General features: G+C 71.1%; 19 protein-coding genes. 12 read left to right on the top strand and 7 right to left on the bottom strand.

The features are described 5' to 3' along the window. The first annotated feature begins 34 nt into the window (after nt 1-34). Nucleotides 35-1,063, top strand: coding sequence for a class II fructose-bisphosphate aldolase (gene fbaA / locus CFK39_RS05410; RefSeq protein ID WP_089064601.1), 1,029 nt, complete (start codon nt 35-37; stop codon nt 1,061-1,063). 255 nt (nt 1,064-1,318) lie between these two features. Here fbaA and CFK39_RS05405 read toward each other — a convergent pair whose 3' ends face one another. The 6 genes from CFK39_RS05405 to CFK39_RS05375 all read right to left on the bottom strand — a co-directional run bounded on the left by CFK39_RS05405 (nt 1,319) and on the right by CFK39_RS05375 (nt 6,306). Next, the gene (locus tag CFK39_RS05405) at nt 1,319-1,636 is read right to left on the bottom strand and encodes a DUF2516 family protein (protein WP_089064600.1); all 318 of its coding nucleotides are present in this window, start codon (nt 1,634-1,636) and stop codon (nt 1,319-1,321) included. Between the two features lie 71 nt (nt 1,637-1,707). Beyond that, nucleotides 1,708-3,030, bottom strand: a complete 1,323-nt coding sequence (locus CFK39_RS05400) for an FUSC family protein (RefSeq protein WP_089064599.1) — start codon at nt 3,028-3,030, stop codon at nt 1,708-1,710. After that, a complete protein-coding gene (locus tag CFK39_RS05395) occupies nt 3,027-3,461 on the bottom strand; it encodes a hypothetical protein (protein WP_089064598.1) in 435 nt (144 codons plus the stop codon). The genes CFK39_RS05400 and CFK39_RS05395 overlap by 4 nt, the downstream gene beginning before the upstream one ends. A gap of 171 nt (nt 3,462-3,632) precedes the next feature. Beyond that, a complete protein-coding gene (gene ygfZ, locus CFK39_RS05390; protein WP_089064597.1) occupies nt 3,633-4,754 on the bottom strand; it encodes a CAF17-like 4Fe-4S cluster assembly/insertion protein YgfZ in 1,122 nt (373 codons plus the stop codon). Then, nucleotides 4,747-5,382 carry a heme-binding beta-barrel domain-containing protein gene (locus CFK39_RS05385; protein WP_089064596.1) on the bottom strand — a complete coding sequence of 212 codons (636 nt, stop codon included), beginning with the start codon at nt 5,380-5,382 and terminating at the stop codon, nt 4,747-4,749. Before CFK39_RS05385 ends, ygfZ begins: the two co-directional genes overlap by 8 nt. A 174-nt stretch (nt 5,383-5,556) precedes the next feature. Then, entirely contained in the window at nt 5,557-6,306 is a 750-nt protein-coding gene (locus CFK39_RS05375) for a hypothetical protein (RefSeq protein WP_089064594.1), read from the bottom strand. A gap of 171 nt (nt 6,307-6,477) precedes the next feature. Here CFK39_RS05375 and mshD point away from each other — a divergent pair, with 171 nt between their 5' ends. The 10 genes from mshD (at nt 6,478) to CFK39_RS05325 (ending at nt 16,335) form a co-directional block, all read left to right on the top strand. Then, nucleotides 6,478-7,365 (top strand): mycothiol synthase, encoded by an 888-nt coding sequence (gene mshD, locus CFK39_RS05370; RefSeq protein ID WP_089064593.1) that lies wholly within the window; start codon nt 6,478-6,480, stop codon nt 7,363-7,365. A gap of 3 nt (nt 7,366-7,368) precedes the next feature. After that, nucleotides 7,369-8,313 carry an NUDIX hydrolase gene (locus CFK39_RS05365; protein ID WP_089064592.1) on the top strand — a complete coding sequence of 315 codons (945 nt, stop codon included), beginning with the start codon at nt 7,369-7,371 and terminating at the stop codon, nt 8,311-8,313. A 129-nt stretch (nt 8,314-8,442) separates the two neighbouring features. Then, nucleotides 8,443-9,036 (top strand): DUF4190 domain-containing protein, encoded by a 594-nt coding sequence (locus tag CFK39_RS05360; RefSeq protein WP_089064591.1) that lies wholly within the window; start codon nt 8,443-8,445, stop codon nt 9,034-9,036. Nucleotides 9,037-9,290: 254 nt separating this feature from the next. After that, nucleotides 9,291-10,439, top strand: a complete 1,149-nt coding sequence (locus CFK39_RS05355) for a phosphate ABC transporter substrate-binding protein PstS (RefSeq protein WP_089064590.1) — start codon at nt 9,291-9,293, stop codon at nt 10,437-10,439. Between the two features lie 107 nt (nt 10,440-10,546). After that, nucleotides 10,547-11,509, top strand: a complete 963-nt coding sequence (gene pstC, locus CFK39_RS05350) for a phosphate ABC transporter permease subunit PstC (RefSeq protein ID WP_089064589.1) — start codon at nt 10,547-10,549, stop codon at nt 11,507-11,509. An 8-nt stretch (nt 11,510-11,517) separates the two neighbouring features. Continuing rightward, on the top strand, nt 11,518-12,684 hold the full coding sequence (pstA, locus tag CFK39_RS05345; RefSeq protein WP_089064588.1) for a phosphate ABC transporter permease PstA: 1,167 nt from the start codon (nt 11,518-11,520) through the stop codon (nt 12,682-12,684). 28 nt (nt 12,685-12,712) lie between these two features. Then, the gene (pstB, locus tag CFK39_RS05340; protein WP_089064587.1) at nt 12,713-13,498 is read left to right on the top strand and encodes a phosphate ABC transporter ATP-binding protein PstB; all 786 of its coding nucleotides are present in this window, start codon (nt 12,713-12,715) and stop codon (nt 13,496-13,498) included. A 242-nt stretch (nt 13,499-13,740) separates the two neighbouring features. Then, entirely contained in the window at nt 13,741-14,535 is a 795-nt protein-coding gene (locus CFK39_RS05335) for an ABC transporter ATP-binding protein (RefSeq protein ID WP_089064586.1), read from the top strand. Further along, nucleotides 14,532-15,878 carry an FtsX-like permease family protein gene (locus CFK39_RS05330; RefSeq protein ID WP_089064585.1) on the top strand — a complete coding sequence of 449 codons (1,347 nt, stop codon included), beginning with the start codon at nt 14,532-14,534 and terminating at the stop codon, nt 15,876-15,878. The genes CFK39_RS05335 and CFK39_RS05330 overlap by 4 nt, the downstream gene beginning before the upstream one ends. Before the next feature lie 130 nt (nt 15,879-16,008). Then, complete coding sequence (locus CFK39_RS05325) at nt 16,009-16,335, top strand: rhodanese-like domain-containing protein (protein WP_089064584.1); 327 nt, start codon at nt 16,009-16,011, stop codon at nt 16,333-16,335. A gap of 24 nt (nt 16,336-16,359) precedes the next feature. On the opposite strand, the gene CFK39_RS05320 is transcribed toward CFK39_RS05325, so the two are convergent. After that, nucleotides 16,360-17,112, bottom strand: coding sequence for a CPBP family intramembrane glutamic endopeptidase (locus CFK39_RS05320; RefSeq protein ID WP_157697074.1), 753 nt, complete (start codon nt 17,110-17,112; stop codon nt 16,360-16,362). Between the two features lie 66 nt (nt 17,113-17,178). Between CFK39_RS05320 and CFK39_RS05315 the strand changes: the two genes are divergently transcribed. After that, nucleotides 17,179-17,904 (top strand): SDR family oxidoreductase, encoded by a 726-nt coding sequence (locus tag CFK39_RS05315; RefSeq protein ID WP_089064582.1) that lies wholly within the window; start codon nt 17,179-17,181, stop codon nt 17,902-17,904. The last annotated feature ends 22 nt before the right edge of the window (nt 17,905-17,926 follow it).

Below are 17,926 nucleotides of genomic sequence, written 5' to 3'. Positions count from 1 at the left end.
CGTCGCCCATTGCTTCAGTGAAGGAGAATGCCCCATGGCAGTCGTCACCCCGGACCAGTACAACGAGATGATCGACCGGGCCAAGGTCGGAAAGTTCGCCTACCCGGCCGTCAACGTCTCCAGCTCGCAGACGGCCACCGCCGCCCTGCAGGGCTTCGCCGAGGCGAACTCCGACGGCATCATCCAGGTGTCCTTCGGCGGCGCCGAGTACCTCTCCGGCTCCACCATCAAGGACCGGGTCGCCGGTTCCATCGCGCTCGCCGAGTACGTGCACGCGGTGGCCAAGAACTACCCGATCAACGTCGCGCTGCATACCGACCACTGCGCCAAGGAGGTTCTGCCCACCTGGGTCGAGCCGCTGATCGAGTGGGACCTCGAGAACCGCGTGAAGAAGGGCCTGAACCCGCTGTTCCAGTCCCACATGTGGGACGGCTCGGCCGTGCCGGTCGACGAGAACCTCGAGATCGCCGAGCGTCTGCTCGAGAAGTCCGTCGAGGCCAAGAAGATCCTCGAGATCGAGGTCGGCGTCGTCGGCGGCGAAGAGGACGGCGTGGTCGCCAACGTCTCCAACGACAAGCTCTTCTCCACCCCCGAGGACGGTCTGAAGACCGCTGCCAAGCTCGGCCTGGGCGAGCGCGGCCGCTACCTGACCGCCCTCACCTTCGGCAACGTGCACGGCGTGTACAAGCCGGGCAACGTCAAGCTGACCCCGTCGATCCTGCTGGACATCCAGAAGGCCGTCGGCGAGAAGTACGGCAAGGACATGCCGTTCGACCTCGTCATGCACGGCGGCTCCGGCTCCTCCCTCGAGGAGATCCAGACCGCGGTCGACAACGGCGTCATCAAGATGAACATCGACACCGACACCCAGTACTCCTTCACCCGCCCCGTGGTCTCGCACATGTTCGAGAACTACGACGGCGTGCTGAAGATCGACGGCGAGGTCGGCAACAAGAAGGCCTACGATCCCCGCGCATGGGGCAAGAAGGCCGAGGCCGGCATGGCCACCCGCATCGTCGAGGCCTGCGAGAACCTCCGCTCCGCCGGCACGCATCAGGCCTGATCGACGCACTGCGAGCTTGCGAGCGGCAGGAGATCAGGTGGTAGGGCTGAGCCTGATCGACGCACTGCGAGCTTGCGAGCGGCAGGAGATCAGGTGGTAGGGCTGAGCCTGATCGACGCACTGCGAGCTTGCGAGCGGCAGGAGATCAGGTGAGAAGCAAGGCCTGATCGGCTCGATGACGCAATAGAGGGGACCCCGGAGCTTCGGCTCCGGGGTCCCCTCGCTCGTCCAGGGCCGGTCACGGCCAGGTGGGAGTCACCAGCGGTTGCCGCGGGCGCGGCCCATGACCTGCTTCAGCGCCGGCAGGACATCGGCCAGGAAGACTCCGGCGATCACCACGCCGGCGATCATGAACAGCATCGAGCTGCCCCGGCCCACCGGGTAGGGGAGCGACAGGAAGCCCAGCAGCACGGCCACCCCCGTCAGGATGCCCCAGAAGGTCTTGCTGCGCTTCCCGGCTGCGGTGTACGCGTCGGGCCGGAAGCGCAGGGCGTTCACCAGTGCCCAGATCTCCACGGCCAGCAGGGCCACGGCGAGCACGAGGAAGATCCACATCTGGATAAGGGCGATCATCGGATCAGGATACGGGCAGCGGCTGGGCAGAACCCGTACCCCGAGCATCCCGGGCCGCGGGTGTCAGGGTGTCAGCGGTGGCGGTCCGGGTCGGAGCGATCGGTGATCAGCAGCTCGAGCGCCTCGGTGGTGGCCTGCGGCTCCAGCGCCCGCATCTCCGTCGTCATCGGGCGGGGGCCGATCGCGTCGCCGTCCGCGGCGACCACCAGGCTGGGCAGGAACTGCTTCGCCTCTGAGGCGCTGAGCCCGGTGGCCTGCAGCAGGTCGATCGCGAGCGAGCGCAGCTGGACCGTCAGGGTGACGCCCTCGAAGTGCCCCGCTCTGCCCGGGCGCTTGCCCTCATCGTTGCGCAGCAGCATCTCGGGGGAGAGATAGGAGCCGAACAGGCGCAGCTTCCGCCGGGCCATGGTGAAGTCCACGTCCTCGTGGGCGACCGCGGCGCTGAGCTCGATGATCGCATCGCGGGCGGCCAGCAGCGCGTCGGCGAGCGTGGAGTGCGCGTCCCCGTTCACCGCCTCGAGGAACTGCACCTGTCGCCGGGCGATCATCCGCACATTGCGCATCGCGCGGTCCGAGCCGACCAGCAGATGCTGGATGCGGCCCACGTCGTCGGCATGGCGCAGACCGGACGGGGCGAAGGTGGCGATCTCGTCGGCGACATCGTTGGCGAGCTTCCACTCGTCGGTGTACTTCTGGGAGACCTCGCGGATCTTCCGCAGCGCCGCCTGCGCGACGCTGCGGTCGCCGCTGCGTGCCGAGAGGGCGAGGTTGACCAGGGTGCCCTCGAGCTCGCGGTAGAAGGAGGCGGCGGCGCGCCTCTGGAGGCGGCGCGGATCCCCGGACAGCAGCAGGTGGATCACGATCGCGACGCTGACCCCGGTGACCGCGTCCAGTGCTCGCCCACCCGGCGTCATCGTGGGGGTGACCGGCATGATCATCACCAGCAGCGATTGGATCGCGACCTGGAACCCGAAGAGCTTGCTGGAGTCGATGAGGCGGGCGAGCATCCCGGCCACGAACACCACCACCAGGATCTGCCAGGTCCCTGAGCCGAGCAGGCCGCGGGCGAGCTCGCCCAGCAGCAGCCCGAGCAGCACGCCGCAGGACATCTCGACGATCTTGCGCATCTTCTTCTCGATGCCGAAGCCGATGATGACGAAGGCCACGATCGAGGAGAAGAACGGGTGCTCGTGACCCCAGAGGAACCCGCTGACCAGGTACGCCAGGCTGGCGGCGAGGGCGGCGCGACCCACGGTGAGCGCGTCGCCGCGCCCCCGGGAGACACCCTGGGTGAACCAGTTGCGGACGGAGTCTCGCGCCCGCTCGATCTTCGGGATCGACGTGGTGGGGGTCAACGGTGCTCGGCCCCCGGCCGGAGGCTGCTTGGTGGTCATGCCGGCACCGGATCCTGCAGACGCATCTCCAGCAGCTCCTCGAGGCGGAAGGTGTCCCCGTCGCGGGCGCCGCGCCCGACGATCAGCGGCGCGAAGCCGGGGGCGGGCGTCGCTCCCTGCACCCGGGCCCGCAGTCCGCCGTCCACACGCATCACGTAGTAGTGACCCTCGCGATCCACGGCGAGGGAGCGGTCCTGCTTGAGGTACCAGCCCGTCAGGGACGTGCGGATGGTGCCGCTCCCGCGGTACGGGCGGGCACGCAGCGGCACCGGGGGGATGCCGGCCTGTTCGAACCGGGCGACGCCCTCACGGATCATCGCGGTGGCCTTCTCGTGCTCCGCATCGCGGGCGGCATGCAGCGCCCGCTCCTTGGTCTCGAACACCTCCCGGCGGTGCCGGGTCCAGTCCTGCTGCTCGCCCTCAGCTCTCATGCCCGCCATTCTTCCAGGTCGCCGGTGACAGCACAGCGGAGACCGCGCAGGAATGCGGTGCAGGAACCGTGAGGACGCCGTGGAAGCCGGACCGGAGCGGCCGACGGGAGCCGCCAGCGGACCTGCGCGCCGCCGGGGATGGCGGCGCAGTGACCGGTGCCGGCTCGGCGGTCAGAGCTTGGCGGTGGCGGGTCTCGCGCCGTGCTCCCGGGGCAGCACGATCGGCTCCTGGGAGGCGTCGAGCCACATCGAGGAGTCCTCGCCGTCGGCCCCCGCGAGCAGGACCTGCACCGACAGCGCCGCATCCACCGGTGCAGCCCGGCGCACCACCGCCAGCGCGATCGGGCCCAGATCGGCGTGCAGCGCGGCCGAGGTGACGGTGCCGATGACCTTCCCCTCGGATCCGCCGAGGCGCACCTCGCCGCCTGCGCCGGCCGGGATGTCCTGCGATCCGTCGAGGTGGAGCATGACCAGGCGCCGCGGCGGCTGGCCGAGGTTCAGGACCTTCGCGACCGTCTCCTGCCCGCGGTAGCAGCCCTTGGTGGTGTGCACCGTGGTGCGCAGCAGGTCGAGCTCATGGGGGATGCTGCGCTCGTCGACCTCACGGGCGAAGCGGGCGCGGTGATCCGCGATCCGCAGCGCCTCCCAGGAGGTCATCCCGGCCAGGTGCTCGGGGCGCCAGGGCAGCTGCTCCAGGGCAGCGGCGTCGAGGATCGTGAGCACCGCACCCACCGGGTCCTCGGGATCGGGGCCGTAGGCCACCCCTCCGGGGCCGACCTCGGGCCAGGGCTCGTCCCAGACGGCCAGCGGGTCGGGCAGCCCGAGCTGGGGCAGCACTGCAGGGGCGGGGGCGAGTGCGCCCAGGACCCGCAGATCGTCCCGATCGGTCAGCTCCACGCGTGCGGCGAAGCGCATCATCTCCAGGTACTGGCGCAGCCCGGCACGGGCTCCGGCATCCAGCACCAGCAGCAGCGCGTCCTCCTCGATCACCACGGACGAGGCCATGTGCTGGACGCGGCCCTGCGGCGACAGCACGGCCAGCGAGGAGGAGGTGCCGACGGGCGTTCCCGCGAGATCCTGCGTGGTGATGGTGGTCATCCAGGTGCGGGCGTCTGCTCCGCGCACCTCGAGCACCTCGAACTGGCCCAGGTCGACGACCGCGGTGCCGTCGAGCAGATGGCGCTGCTCGCGCAGCGGGGCACCGTAATGGGCGGGGACCGCAGCATCGGGACCATCGCCGAGGACCGCGCTCTCACGCAGCAGGGGACGGACATCACGGACAGGATCAGACACGGTGCATCTCCAAGGACAGGTAGGGGGTCAGCGCCGTCTCGCCCGCGGCGCCGTCGGGAACAGGCCGGCGGTGCTCCCACAGCCACATCAACCGGCCGCTGACATAGCCGAACATGCGGGTCGCGGCGATCTCGCCGTCGGGCGATGCGAGTGCGAGCTGGACCCGGGGGCCCCGCACCTCGCCGGCCCATTCCTCGGCCGGCTCGTCCCGGCGGCTCAGGTGCGCCTCGAGGCGATGGGACAGAAAGCTGCCCGGTGTGCCCGGCCGGGCCGCCTCGGCCGCCTCCCGGTCCTGGCCGGGAAGGAGGTCGCCGACGGTCCAGATCCCGTCCTCGCGGTGCAGCAGCGTGCGCTCCCCGGAACCGGCGGCCGCAGGCGGCTCCGTCTCGGTATCGCGCGCGAAAGCGCTGGTGGGAGGCAGCGGGGCGGGGGCGTCGATCCGGTGGATGGTGGAGCGCCACTGCATCGTGCCGTCCTCCCCGGCGGTGCAGCTCAGCTGCTGCTCGATACGGATGTCCGGGGTGCTGGCATCCGCCGTGCTGAGGGCGCCGGTGCCCTCCCAGCTGCCGATCAACCAGGCCAGCGGGTACAGGGACGGCGGAAGGGAGGTGTCGAGCGTGATGGGCATCGAGGTGGCGGAACGCTCAGCGGTCGAACAGGCGGGTGATCACCAGGAGGGTGAAGGCGAGCGTGCCGAGGCCCACCAGGATGACGAGGGCGATGAAGAACAGAGACAGGGCAGACATGGAGCACAGTCTATCGCTCCGGCCGCATGCGCAGGGGCCGCCCGCTCGAGATCTCCTCAGGGCAGCAGCACGACCACCAGGTGGGCGACCACCCCGACGGTCGCCACCGGGACCGCGGCCACCGCCAGTGAGGGGACCGGCTCCTTGGCGACCAGCGAGGAGCCCGTCAGCAGGTGCGCGCAGCCTCCGCCGATCGCGGTCACCAGCCCGATGCCGGCCGCGAGCGCGGGCCACAGACCGACCAGCGTGGCCGCGAGCGCCATGGTCACGCCCGCCCCGATCAGAGCGGAGAGCACGAACCGCGGCAGGGAGGGCAGGGGGGCGGAGTTCACCAGCAGCGTCGCCGCGAGCCCCGCGGCGATGGAGGTGACCACGCCGGTCGAGCCGGCCGCGACGGCGGCGCTCTGGGCGATGATCCAGCAGGCGGCGATCGCCGCGACGAACACCCCGGCGACGGTCCCCGTGAGCGAGGCGGTCAGGTCGCGGCGTTCCGGGCGCACCATCTCGTGCACGAATGCGGCGAAAACCCCGGTCGCGCACACCATGACGACTCCCGTGATCGGGGTGATGCGCTCCGGGGCCAGGACCGTGACCAGGGCTCCGAGGATGCCGATGCCGGCCACCACGACCCGGGTGCCGCCGGGGGAGGGCAGTTCGAGCAGCTCGGGCCAGGCGATGCCGATCAGCAGGGCGAGCAGTGCGACGGAGGCGGCCATCAGCAGCGGGGAGAGGGGTCCGGTGAGCGAGACCACGGCCAGCAGCAGTGCGAGGGCGGCGCCGAGGGGAGCGCGCTCGGGGACGGTCACAGGCGCTCCTTGCAGGTCATCGATTCGAGTCTCGGGCGGCACCGACGGGAGGTGGCCGCCGGGCGCTACAGTTGCAGTCTACGAGTGCCCGCTGGTGATGGCATGCTCGACCCTCTGGGCATAGCCGCGGGCTGTGCGTGAATCCTCCTCCCCGAACCCCGGAAGGATCTCATGATCACGACGGCCGTGCTGTCGCCCACCCGTCGGACGGCGATCCGCGAGCTGCTCGCGACCGTCACCGAGCATGACGGCGTCTCCCCGCTGGACGAGGCCGCGGTGCTCGCGCTGGACGGCGAGAGCGCCCAGCACCTGCTGGTCGAGGAGGCGGGGAGCGAGATCGTCCGCGGCTACGCGAGCGTGCTGGTCGACGGCACGGTCCAGGGCATGATCCATCCCTCCCATCGCCGGCGCGGGCACGGCACGGCCCTCTTGCGCGAGGCGCTCGAGCTGCGCCCCGATGCGGGGGTCTGGGCGCACGGGGCCCTCGAGGGGTCCCTCGCCTTCCTCGCGGCCGCCGGCCTCACCGAGAGCCGGTACCTGCTCACGCTGCATCGCGATCTCGATCCGGCTCGCCCGCTGCCGGCCATCCCCGAGTCGACGCTCGAGGGCCTGCGCCTGGGCAGCTTCGAGGCGGAGCGCGACGCCGAGCGCTGGGTCGAGGTCAACGCGCGCGCCTTCGCCGATCACCCCGAGCAGGGGTCGCTGACCCGCGAGGACCTGGACCAGCGGCTCGCCCAGCCGTGGTTCGACCCGGAGGACATGCTGGTCGCACTGCGGGACGAGGAGCTTGTCAGCTTTGTCTGGATCAAACGCGAACGACCCGGCGCCACGGACCAGGACGCCGAGATCTACGCGGTCGCGACCGATCCCTCCGTGCAGGGCCACCGCGTGGCGGGTCTGATGATGGCCACCGCCCTGGAGCGCCTCCGATCCGCCGGCGTGCCCGGGGTGGAGCTCTACGTCGAGGCGGACAACGCTCCGGCTCTGCGGCTCTACGAGACCTGGGGCTTCGCCGTCGCGGGGCGTGACGTGCAGATGCGCGTGAGCGGTCGGGGCTGATCGGTGGGCGCCGCTGCCGGCTCATCGCGTGCCGTCGTCGCCGCCGGTGCCCTCACCTGGCGGGAGAAGGGCGACCGCGTGCAGGTGCTGCTGATCCATCGCCCGCGCTACGACGACTGGTCGATCCCCAAGGGAAAGCTGGACAAGGGGGAGACGGCCCCCGCCGCCGCAGTGCGCGAGGTCGCCGAGGAGACCGGCTACCGGGTGCGCCTGCAGCGCCCACTGCCGACCTCCACCTACCTGATGCCGGACGGCCGCACGAAGGTGGTGCAGTACTGGGTCGCGACGGTCCGCGCGAAGGTCGCTCCCGGGCCGAAGAGCCGCCGCGAGGTCGACGAGGTGCGATGGGTCTCGCTCGAGGAGGCCATGGAGCGGGTGACCCGGCAGAGTGACCAGGTCCCGATCGAGGCGCTGCGGCGTCATCTCGAGGCCGACGAGCTGGAGACCGCCCCGATCGTCATCCAGCGGCACGGCGCGGCGCTGTCGCGCTCGAAATGGCGCAAGGGCGAGGAGTCCCGCCCCCTGAACAGCAAGGGGAGGAAGCAGGCGCGGGCGCTGCCGACGCTGCTGAGCGCCTTCGACCCGGCGAGCGTGCTGAGCAGCCCCTGGGAGCGCTGCCGGGCCACGATCGAACCGTTGGCGACCATCGAGGGTCTGAAGATCCGCACGAAGGAGGCGCTGACCGAGGCCGGCCATGCCGAGCATCCGGCTCGGACCGCCGCCGTGATCGACCGCGTGCTCGCACAGGCACGGCCGACGGTGGTGTGCACCCATCGCCCGGTGCTGCCCACCGTGATCGACTCGGTGCGGGCGGTCACCGCGCCGGGCGTCGCCCTCGAGCTGCCGCACGAGGACCCGTTCCTCGCCGCCGGGGAAGCGCTGCTGCTGCACACCACGGCGGGTGGCAGAGTGGTCGCGATCGAGCGGCATCTGCCGAACATCGGGTGATGCCGGCGCGCGGCGCGGATGAGGCGCACCGTACGGGGGACTTCAGGGCGGGCCCGCAGGATGGGGACGAGACGACGAGCAGCACCCGAGCACGGGGAGGACCGGGCTCGGGGGAAGGATGAGCACGAGATGAACGCAGGGCACGACAGCGGTCTGCCGGACTATTCCGGAGGGCAGGGCCCGTACGGAGGGCAGGGCCCGTACGGAAGGCAGGGCGGGCACCTCGAGGACCCCTATGCCGCAGGGCCTACGTCGAACGACCCGTACGCGAGGGATCCCTACGCGGGGGATCCGTACTCCTCGGATCCCTCCGGCAGGTACTCGTCCGACCCGTTCTCCTCCGCCGGCTCAGCCGGGGATCCGCTGCACGGCGCGGGCTCGGTGCTCGCAGCGGCACAGCCTCCCCCGGCCCCGGCCCCGCAGGGACCGCCCCAGTTCGGAGCCTTCCCGGCCGCGGTGCCGAGCTCGAACGCGGCGATCACCGGATTCGTGCTGGGGTTGCTGGGCGTGACCATGTGCGGCGGACTCACCTCACCCTTCGGGATCTTCTTCTCCTACCGGGGCCTGCAGGAGACGGCGCCGACGGCGAGCGAGCTGAAGGGCGGCCGTGGCCTCGCCGTCGCAGGCATGGTGACCTCGCTGGTGGGTCTGCTCCCCCTGCTCTTCATCCTGCTCTACGTGGGGCTGATCATCGTCGGGCTGGTCATGTCCGCCGCCGCCTGAGAGGGATCGAGGCGATCGTCGGCAGCGAGGCCGGTGGTAACGCGGATCACTCCGCCGGGATGCCCCCGGGCGGCGGCGTCGACCGTGACCCTTTCGTTTCCCCGCTCTGACCTGCGATCCTTCTGCTTCCCTCGAGGAGTTCACCTGTCGTTCACGCGTGAGCGGGCGGGCCGTCACCTGCTCTCCCTAGCGTCCCCGCTGTCACACCTTCTCGATGGACAGCTTCCGGGCCGACGGCCCCGAAAGGACTCGCAGTGAACGCTCGCAGGAACAGACTCGCCTCGCTCGCCGCACTCGGCCTCGCCGCCGGTATCGCCCTGACCGCCTGTGGCGGCAGCGCCGAGGGGGACAGCGGAGCTTCGGACGACAGTGGCGCGGCGGGCGCCGGAGCGACCTCCGACGGCTACGCCGAGCTGAGCGGCAACCTCGCCGGCGCCGGTGCCTCCTCCATGGGCAACGCGCAGACCGCATGGACCGAGACGTTCAAGGGCCTCGTCCAGGCCGAGGGCGGAGACATCACCGTCACCTACGACCCCACCGGCTCCGGCACCGGGCGCGAGCAGTTCCTCTCCGGGCAGGTGAAGTTCGCCGGCACCGATGCCGCCCTGGACGAGGAGGAGCTCGCCGCCTCCACCGAGGTGTGCGGCGGCGAGCAGGCCTTCGACCTGCCCGTCTACATCTCCCCGATCGCGGTGGTGTTCCACCTCGAGGGCGTCGAGAACCTGAACCTCACGCCCGAGGTGATCGCGGGGATCTTCGCCGAGGACATCACCATCTGGAACGATCCGGCGATCGCCGAGCTCAACCCTGACGCCGAGCTGCCGGGAACGGCCATCGTCCCGGTCCACCGCTCGGACGATTCGGGCACCACCGAGAACTTCACCGAATACCTCTCGGACAACGCCCCGGAGGCGTGGACCCACGGCCCGATCGAGACCTGGCCGATCGACGGAGGCCAGTCCGGCGACGGCACCTCCGGACTGATCTCCGCGGTCGAGTCCGGCAACGGCACCATCGGCTATGCCGATGCCTCGCAGGCCGGAAACCTCGGCACCGCCTCCATCCAGGTGGGCGAGGAGTTCGTGGACTACAGCGCCGAGGCTGCGGCGAAGGCCGTCGACGTCTCGCCGCGCGAGGAGGGCCGGGCGGAGAACGACATCGTCATGGAGCTGGACCGCACCACCACCGAGGCGGGCGCCTACCCGATCGTGCTGATCTCCTACCTCGCGCTGTGCGGCTCGTACGAGGACGCCGCCACGGGCGCCGCGGTGACGTCCTACGCGTCCTTCGTGATCTCCGAGCAGGGCCAGACGGTCGCCCAGGAGAACGCCGGCTCCGCCCCGATCTCCGCAGAGCTGCGCAGCGAGGCCCAGGCGGCGATCGACGGCATCACCGTCGGCTGACCTCGATCCCGCACCATGGCGTGCCGTCGGGCCGGTCGCGGCCCGACGGCCTCGCCATGACCAGCCATCCCGCCCGCCCCAGCACCGTGAGCTCCCAGGAGAGTCCCATGAGCACAGCTGACCTCGAGACGGAGTCGCCGACGTCCCCGGCCGCCTCCATGGCGAGCAGCGGACGCCGTCTCGGCGATTCGGTCTTCTCCTGGCTGAGCGTCGGCTCGGGCCTCCTGATCTTCCTCACCCTCGCCGCGGTGGCGGTCTTCCTCACCACGGAGTCGCTGCCGGCCATCCTCGCCAGCCGGGAGTTCTCCGGCACCGCGGACTTCTCCCTGGTCCAGTACGCGCTGCCGCTCGTCTTCGGCACGGCACTCGCCTCCGCGATCGCCCTGGTGATCGCGATCCCGATCTCGATCGGCATCGCCCTGTTCATCTCCCACTACGCGCCGCGCCGCATGGCCGCGACGCTGGGCTATCTGATCGACCTGCTCGCCGCGGTGCCGTCGGTCGTCTACGGCCTGTGGGGCGGGATCTGGCTGGTGCCGAAGCTGGAGCCGCTGTACGTCTTCCTCAACACCTACCTGGGGTGGATCCCGCTGTTCGCCGGCGAGCCGACCGCGCCGATGCGCAACCTCGCCTCCGCCTCCGTGGTGCTCGCGGTCATGGTGCTGCCGATCATCACCGCCATCACCCGGGAGGTGTTCCTGCAGACCCCGCGCCTGCAGGAGGAGGCGGCGCTGGCGCTCGGCGCCACCCGCTGGGAGACCATCCGCACCGTCGTGCTCCCCTTCGGTCGCGGGGGCATCGTCGCCGCCTCCATGCTCGGCCTCGGCCGTGCGCTCGGCGAGACCATGGCGGTGCTGATGATCCTGGCGCCCGGCGCCACCTTCTCCCTCCACATCCTCGAGGTGGGGCGGCACAACTCGATCGCGGCGAACATCGCCTCGAAATCGGCGGAGGCCTCCGGGGTGGAGATGTCCCTGCTGATCTTCACCGGTCTGGTGCTGTTCGTGCTGACCTTCCTCATCAACGCCATCGCCCGATGGATCGTCGCCCGCAGCGGCCCGACAGGCTGAGAGACCCCATGAGCACCCAGACCATCGTGCAGGACCGGACCTCGATGCGCCGTCCCCGGGACGAGCGTCGACTGCCCTGGTACCACCTGGTCCTCACCGGTCTCGCCGGGCTGCTGGTCGCCGTCGTCGGCCTGTCCCTGGTCGATGCCCTCTCGGTCGCCTCCGCGATCATCGTCGGTTTCCTCCTGCATCTGCTGCTGGGATGGGCGTATTCGCTGCTGCGCGAAGGGCCGCGCTGGGCGAAGGACCGCCTGATGACCCTGCTGGTGATCGGCGCCTTCGCGGTGGCGATGTTCCCGCTGGCCTCGCTGCTCTGGGAGGTCGTGCGGCGGGGGATGACCCGCGTGATCGCGGCCAGGCCCGACCCCTTCGACTTCTGGACGTCCTCGATGTCCGGGATCATCGGCGGCGCCGACGCGGGTGGGGTGTTCCACGCGGCCGTGGGCACGCTGCTGATCACCCTGTGGGCCTCGATCATCTCGATCCCCATCGGCCTGTTCACCGCCATCTTCCTGGTGGAGTACGCGGACCAGGGATGGAGGAGGACCCTCGGCACCGGGGTCACCTTCCTGGTGGACGTCATGACCGGCATCCCCTCGATCGTCGCGGGCCTGTTCGGCCTGGCACTGTTCATCGCCCTCATGCCCGACGACAGCGTGCGCATGGGCATCATGGGCGCGGTCGCGCTGTCGCTGCTGATGATCCCCACCGTGGTGCGCAACAGCGAGGAGATGCTGCGCCTGGTCCCGATGGACCTGCGCGAAGCCGCCTACGCGCTGGGAGTGCCCAAGTGGCTCACCATCGTCAAGGTGGTGCTGCGCACCGCGGTCGCAGGCCTGACCACCGGCATCACCCTGGCCATCGCCCGCGTGATCGGCGAGACCGCACCGCTGCTGCTCACGGTCGGCATGGTCACCTCCGTGAACTGGAACATGTTCGACGGGCGCATGGCGACCCTGCCGACGTTCATCAACCAGCAGTACCGCGCCGGCAGCGCGAACTGCATGAGCGAGACGGTCGCCGACCCGATCACCCAGGAGGTGTACGCCTGCTCGATCACCACCAACATCGATCGTGCCTGGGCCGCCGCCTTCACCCTGATCGTCATCGTGATGGTGCTCAACATCATCGCGCGCCTGATCAGCCATTACTTCTCGCCCAAGCTCAGCCGCTGAGCCCTCACCCGTTATGAAAGGACTCCCGATGGCCGCCCCTCAGCCCATCAACGTCGAGGACCTCGACATCTTCTACGGGGACTTCCTCGCCGTACAGGGCGTCGACGTCCAGCTCCGGCCCCGCTCGGTGACCGCGCTCATCGGTCCCTCCGGCTGCGGCAAGTCGACCTTCCTGCGCACCCTGAACCGCATGCACGAGGTGATCCCCGGTGCGTACGCGACGGGCCGGGTCGAGATCAACGGCGAGGACATCTACGACCCCAGGGTCGACCCGGTCACCGTGCGCCGCCGCGTGGGCATGGTGTTCCAGAAGGCGAACCCGTTCCCGACCATGTCGATCCGGGACAACGTCCTGGCCGGGGTGAAGCTCAACCACCGCCGCATGTCCCGGGCCGCGGCGGATGAGCTGATGGAGCGGGCACTGCGCGGAGCGAACCTCTGGAACGAGGTCAAGGATCGCCTGGACAAGCCCGGCATGGGGCTGTCCGGCGGGCAGCAGCAGCGGCTGTGCATCGCGCGGACGATCGCCGTCCGGCCCGAGGTGGTGCTGATGGACGAGCCCTGCTCGGCGCTGGACCCGATCTCGACGCTGGCGATCGAGGACCTGATCCATGAGCTGAAGCAGGAGTTCACGATCGTGATCGTCACCCACAACATGCAGCAGGCCTCCCGCGTCTCGGATCGCACCGGCTTCTTCAACATCGCCGGCACCGGCCGGCCCGGCCGCCTCATCGAGATCGATGACACCGACACCATCTTCACCAATCCCACGAACACGCAGACCGAGGACTACATCTCCGGCCGCTTCGGCTGAGCGACGTGCCGCGAGGCCGTGGCGCGGAGGTGGAGCGGGCGACACGCCAGGTCTCGCCGCCCGATCCCCCGTTATGGCCCACCCCTGAACGGGATCGGGGGATCCGGCGAGCGCGTCGTGCTGCGTACTCGAGCGCCATGTCCGGGTGGAGGCCTGGGTCAGACCATGGTCTGACCCGTAGCGGGCAGAACCGCTCCGTAGGTGGACGCGCGGCGGGGGCCCCGCGCCGGAGGCTGGGAGGCATGAACATCAGCCCGCTCGCGCCCATCCATCCCGGTCCGTCCCCGCACCTCGCCCAGCCCGGGACGGTCCCCCTGTCCCCGGTGCTGTCGGCCCGCGGCCTGCTCATGACCTACGGGACCGGAGGCACCACCACCCGTGCCCTGGACGGTGTGGACCTCGACCTCGACCGCGCCGACTCACTCGCCGTGATGGGCCCCTCCGGCTGCGGCAAGACCACCCTGCTGCACATCCTCGCCGGCATCCTCACCCCCACCACCGGCACCGTGCTGCACGAGGGCACCGACCTGGCGCGCCTGGGGGACCGGCGCCGCACCCGGCTGCGCCGCAGCGACTTCGGCTTCGTCTTCCAGGACGGCCAGCTGCTGCCCGAGCTCACCGCGCTGGAGAACGTGATCCTGCCGCGCATGCTCGGCGGCACCTCCCGCCGTGCCGCCACCGCCGAGGCGGCCTCCTGGCTGGACCGCCTGGGGCTGTCCGGCATGCACGACCGCCGCCCCACCCAGCTCTCCGGCGGGCAGGCACAGCGGGTGGCGATCGCCCGGGCGCTGGCCGGACGGCCCTCGGTGGTCTTCGCGGACGAGCCCACCGGGGCGCTGGATCAGGCCACCGGCCAGGCCGTGCTGGCGATCCTGGTCGATTCCTGCCGGGACACCGGCGCCGCCCTGGTGATGGTCACGCACGACGGCACGGTCGCCGCGGCCTGCCGCCGCACCGTGACCATGCAGGACGGACGGATCGCCCAGGAGTTCGTGCGCCCCGCCGCCGAGACCGGCCCCAGCGGAGCGGACCGATGAGCGCCCTGCTCGCCTCCGCGCCCCTGCTGCTGCGGCGCCGCGGGGCGCTCGCCGACGTGCTGCCGGTGATCGCCTTCGCCGCGGCCACCGCCATCACCGCGACCGTGCTCGGCGGCGCCGCCGCCTTCGTCGGCCGCATCCCCGCGGGAGAGGTGCCCATGACGGGCGAGGCCTCGCTCATGCCGTTCCTCGCGATCTGCGCGCTCATCGCCTCCGTGCTGCTGGTGCCCAGCGCCGTCGGCCTCGGTGGCTCGGCCGCGCGGCTGTCCCTGGCCCGGCGCGAGCGGGACCTGGCCACCATGCGCCTGGTCGGCGGCACCGGCGGTCAGGTCGGCTCGGTGGCGGTGCTCGACGTCGCCACCCAGTCGCTGCTCGGCGCGCTCCTCGGCCTCGGCGCCCATCTGGCGGCGACCCCGGCGCTGACCCGCCTCGACTTCGGGATCACCCCCTTCTCGGTCACTGACCTGCTGCTGCCCGGCTGGGCCTATCCCGTGCTGGTCCTCGCGCTGGTGCTGATCGCTGCGGGCTCCGCCGCCGTCTCCCTCACCGGGGTGGTCCTCAGCCCGCTGGGGGTGGCCCGCGATTCCCGGGTGGTGCGGATGTCCGTGCTCCGGGTGGTGCTGTGGGCGGCGCTGATCGTCGGCTTCGTGGTGTTCATGAATGTCGGCGGGATGCTGCTGGGCGAGGACGGCGCCGGGGCGGCGATCGCGATCATGGTGCTGTTCATCGCGGCGATCGTGGCGGGGATCAACGTGGTCGGTCCGTTCCTGGTGTGGGTCACCGCGCTGGTGCTCGCCCGGCTCGCGCCCATCCCCTCGCTGATGGTGGGGGCGCGGCGGCTGGCGGCCGATCCACGGGCCGGTTGGCGTGCGGTCTCGGGCATCACCTTCGCCCTGGTCATCGCCGGGTTCCTGACGATGATCGCCACACTCGGCGCGGCCACGAATCCCGAGGAGGCGATGATGTTCACCGCCATGACCACCGGTGGCCTGCTCACTCTCGGGATCGCCGCGGTGCTCGCCGCGGTCGGCACCGGTGTCACGCAGACCGCCCGAGTGATCGACCAGGCCCCCCGCCTGCGCGCCCAGCACATCGCCGGCGCCGAGGTGGGCCAGCTGCACCGCGCCCGTCTCGCGGAGATCGCGGTGCCGGTGGTGCTGAGCTCGATCGTCGCGACCGGCACCGCCCTGCTGGTGCTCGCCACGGTCTTCGGCGGTGCCCCCAGCGATCCGAGGATGGCCGTGCAGTACCTGGCCGGTGTGCTCGGCGCCTATGTGCTGGTGATCGCCGCGGTGCTGGTGGCCTCGCCGCTGGTGCGGCGGTACGCGACGCGCGCCGCCTGACCGGGCACCCCGTTGTCGGCGTCCTCGCGACGCCGGGGTGCTGCGGCGCCGACGGCGGGCGGCCGGTCCCTTCCCGGACCGGCCGCCCGTCGGCCCTCACACGAGCTGGTGGCGGCGTTAGGCTGACGCCATGACTCTTGAGAACGTCGCTCCGAACGCCATCCCCGAGGGCGCGCACCTGATCGATGTGCGCGAGCAGAACGAATGGGACGCCGGCCATGCCGGGCACGCCCAGCATCTCCCGGCGAGCACGCTGATGGAGAATCTCGACCAGCTGCCCGAGACCGATGATCCGATGTACATCGTGTGCCGCAGCGGGGGCCGCAGCTTCCAGGTCAGCCAGTGGCTGAACGCGAACGGCTTCGAGGCCATCAACGTCTCCGGAGGCATGGATCAGTGGTTCGAGTCGGGCCTGCCGATCACCTCCGACGGCGAGGGTGAGGCGTACATCCTCTGACCCCGCCGGGCTCCGCACCGGGGCTCAGGTGGAGAGCACGCCCTGCAGCAGGGCGTACCCGACGAAGGCGAACACATCGAGCAGGGTGTGGGCGATGACCAGCGGCAGGGTGCGCCGGGTGCGGCGGTACCACTCGCCGAACACCAGCCCCATCACCAGGTTCGCGAGCCCCGGGCCCACCCCCTGATAGGTGTGGTACGCGCCGCGCAGCACGGCGGAGACGATGATGATCCGCCGTGGAGACCAGCCGAGCCTCTCGAGCCGCTGGAACAGGTAGCCCACCACGATCACCTCCTCCAGCACGGCGTTCTTCACCGCGTGCAGCACCAGCACCGGCAGCGTCCACCAGTGGGTGGAAAGCGCCGCCGGGATCACCTCGACCGTCGCCCCGAGCAGGCGGCCCAGGTAGTAGACCGCCAGTCCCGGCACCCCGATCCCGGCGGTGATCAGCACGCCGTGCAGCAGATCCCGCAGGGGCCGACCGAGATCGAGTCCCAGATCCCGCAGTGCCTGCTGGAGCGAGCCTGCGGTCAGTGCCAGCAGCAGCACCACCAGCGCCACCGGGGCGAGGGTGAAGGCGATCGACAGCAGCTGGTAGAGCAGGTCCAGCCAGGGGTTCTCCCGCAGCGAGTTGTTCAGGGCGGTGGACTGCCCGGACAGCGGCCCGGCTGCGAGGGCCTGGGCGAGGGAGAGCAGCGAGTACACGGCGCTGCGCCCCAGCGAGAGCGCGAGGATGATCAGCACCTCGGCGCGCAGCCAGGCCCTGCTCGGTGTCATCGTCTCCACCCCGTCATGTTCTCACCTGAGCGGTGGCCGTCGCGGCGCCGTGACAGACTCGGGGCCATGACGACCGAGCAGCCCACCTCCCGTTCCGTCCGTCCCGCCGTCCTGATCACCGGCGCGAACCGCGGGATCGGCCGCGCCACGGCCGAGGCGCTCGCCGCAGACCATCACCTGATCCTGGCCGGCCGCGACGAGCAGGCGCTGGCCGAGCTCGCCGCGCAGCTGCCCTCGGCCGAGCCCTTCGTCGCAGAGCTGACCGATGAGGTGGCGACGGCCGCCGCAGTGGCCGCCCTGGACCTGCCCGGCGGGCTCGCAGGCCTGGTGCACTGCGCGGGCATCCTGGTCAACGGCAGTGTCGAGGAGCTGAGCGCCGCGGACTGGGCACAGAACTTCGCGGTCAACGTCACCGCGGTCTCGGAGCTGACCCGGCTGCTGCTGCCCGCGCTGCGGGAGGCCCGCGGCACGGTCGTCGCCGTGAACTCCGGCTCCGGGTACAACGCGAAGGGGGAGCGCGGCGCCTACTCCGCCTCGAAGTTCGCGCTGCGTGCCTGGACCGATGCGCTGCGCCAGGAGGAGGTCGCGCACGGGGTGCGGGTCAGCTCGGTGCATCCGGGCCGGGTGGACACCGATATGCAGCACGAGCTGCGGGCCGCGGAGAGCGGTGCCTACGAGACGGAGAAGTACCTGCGCCCCGGCACCGTCGCCGCCGCGATCGGCTTCGCGCTGCGCGCCCCGGCCGAGGCGGTCGTGGCGACCATCGACCTCCGCCCCCGCGCCATCGGCTGAGGGGGCGGGGCCAACGGACCGG

Origin of the sequence: Brachybacterium avium, assembly GCF_002216795.1 — a bacterium.
Lineage (GTDB): Bacteria > Actinomycetota > Actinomycetes > Actinomycetales > Dermabacteraceae > Brachybacterium > Brachybacterium avium.
Note: the sequence above shows the minus strand (reverse complement) of the source record. Positions and strands in the feature narration are given on the sequence as shown.

Bases quoted from the DNA above. Each gene is read 5' to 3' on its own strand.
- CFK39_RS05360 (WP_089064591.1), top strand. From the start codon at position 8,443: ATGAACGCAGGGCACGACAGCGGTCTGCCGGACTATTCCGGAGGGCAG.
- pstA (WP_089064588.1), top strand. From the start codon at position 11,518: ATGAGCACCCAGACCATCGTGCAGGACCGGACCTCGATGCGCCGTCCC.
- pstC (WP_089064589.1), top strand. From the start codon at position 10,547: ATGAGCACAGCTGACCTCGAGACGGAGTCGCCGACGTCCCCGGCCGCC.
- CFK39_RS05400 (WP_089064599.1), bottom strand. From the start codon at position 3,030: ATGACCACCAAGCAGCCTCCGGCCGGGGGCCGAGCACCGTTGACCCCC.
- CFK39_RS05330 (WP_089064585.1), top strand. From the start codon at position 14,532: ATGAGCGCCCTGCTCGCCTCCGCGCCCCTGCTGCTGCGGCGCCGCGGG.
- CFK39_RS05325 (WP_089064584.1), top strand. From the start codon at position 16,009: ATGACTCTTGAGAACGTCGCTCCGAACGCCATCCCCGAGGGCGCGCAC.
- fbaA (WP_089064601.1), top strand. From the start codon at position 35: ATGGCAGTCGTCACCCCGGACCAGTACAACGAGATGATCGACCGGGCC.
- CFK39_RS05335 (WP_089064586.1), top strand. From the start codon at position 13,741: ATGAACATCAGCCCGCTCGCGCCCATCCATCCCGGTCCGTCCCCGCAC.
- CFK39_RS05320 (WP_157697074.1), bottom strand. From the start codon at position 17,112: ATGACACCGAGCAGGGCCTGGCTGCGCGCCGAGGTGCTGATCATCCTC.
- CFK39_RS05405 (WP_089064600.1), bottom strand. From the start codon at position 1,636: ATGATCGCCCTTATCCAGATGTGGATCTTCCTCGTGCTCGCCGTGGCC.
- pstB (WP_089064587.1), top strand. From the start codon at position 12,713: ATGGCCGCCCCTCAGCCCATCAACGTCGAGGACCTCGACATCTTCTAC.
- CFK39_RS05385 (WP_089064596.1), bottom strand. From the start codon at position 5,382: ATGCCCATCACGCTCGACACCTCCCTTCCGCCGTCCCTGTACCCGCTG.
- mshD (WP_089064593.1), top strand. From the start codon at position 6,478: ATGATCACGACGGCCGTGCTGTCGCCCACCCGTCGGACGGCGATCCGC.
- CFK39_RS05395 (WP_089064598.1), bottom strand. From the start codon at position 3,461: ATGAGAGCTGAGGGCGAGCAGCAGGACTGGACCCGGCACCGCCGGGAG.
- CFK39_RS05315 (WP_089064582.1), top strand. From the start codon at position 17,179: ATGACGACCGAGCAGCCCACCTCCCGTTCCGTCCGTCCCGCCGTCCTG.